Origin of the sequence: Deinococcus arboris, assembly GCF_009755355.1 — a bacterium.
Classification (GTDB): Bacteria; Deinococcota; Deinococci; order Deinococcales; family Deinococcaceae; genus Deinococcus; species Deinococcus betulae.
Window position 1 is genome coordinate 1 of record NZ_WQLB01000082.1, and the last position, 1,053, is coordinate 1,053.

The window sequence follows — 1,053 nt, forward strand, 5'->3', positions numbered from 1 at the left end:
GTGAGGAGGTTGGGCTGTGTTTCCAGCCAAGCGCAGCGTGCGGCAAGGACCCCGGTGAAGTCGTCGAGCGAATCAAAGGCGCGGTTGGCCACCGTGGCGTCGGTTAAAGCCCAGAGGCGCTCAGCAGGCTGCAGTTGCGGCGAGTACGGGGGCAGGGTGAGGGTTTGAATGCCTGGCGGGTGTCCCTGCCCAGCAGGGACATGGAAGCCAGCTCCGTCTTGGACGACGAGGACGTGATGATCGGTGCCCGCGCCGACACTCTGGGCAAAGGCCGTCATGACAGCGCTGTACGCGTCCTTGTTCAGGACAGGGACCAACCAAAACCGGCTGTGGCCGGTTTCTGGATTGACGAAGGCATACAGGTACAGCCATTCATAGGCCGGCTTCACCGGGCATGTGAAGGGCTGCCCGGTCGGGGCCCACACGGTTCGGCGAATGGGCTTCAAGCCCAGCCGATGTTCGTCTAGGCACCAGAGTGACACCCGAGGATGGAGACGCTCCGCCGTGCGGAGCGTCTCCACTAAGGCTTTGTTTTGAAGGCCACTTGAGCCGCCTCATCGCCCTTCACGTGACGTGGCCGGGGTTGTTGTGGGGAAAAGCCGGCGGCGCGCATGAATTCGTAGGCCCGACCCAGATACACGGTCTTGCCACAGTGCTCCCGTACCCAGGCCTGCACGTCTTTGCCCGACCACACGAGGCCCTGTTCGAAATCCGCGTGCAGTTGCGCCGCGAGGGCCTGTTGTTGTTCTGCATTCAGCAACCGAGGCGCGCCCCGGTTGCCTTGGCGACCATCCCGCAAGCCTGCCAAGCCCTGTGCGCGGTAGCGCCGCAGCAGGTCATACGCCGTGACCCGGTTGTACCGGGTCACCGTCAGGATGTCGCTCAGCGCGCGGCCTTCGGCCAGCAGGGCAAAGAATTGCGCTCGGCGGCGCTCCACGGCGCAGGTGCTCGCCCGATACACCTGCCAGAACTCATCAGCGCGGTGCGCCAGGGGGGCCGTCAAGAGGGACTGTGTGATGCCTCAACTGTAGCTCTTCTATTCGGAGTCCGTAT

The 1,053-nt window shown here is 64.0% G+C and carries 2 protein-coding genes; both read right to left on the reverse strand.

The genetic code is table 11. From position 1 onward, the window contains the following. Positions 1-521, reverse strand: a 521-nt coding sequence (locus GO986_RS22405) for an IS630 family transposase (RefSeq protein WP_369409549.1), incomplete at its 3' end; no start/stop codon positions are given. Then, complete coding sequence (locus GO986_RS22410; RefSeq protein WP_157461743.1) at positions 521-1,003, reverse strand: winged helix-turn-helix domain-containing protein; 483 nt, start codon at positions 1,001-1,003, stop codon at positions 521-523. The genes GO986_RS22410 and GO986_RS22405, both read right to left, overlap by 1 nt. Positions 1,004-1,053: the final 50 nt, after the last annotated feature.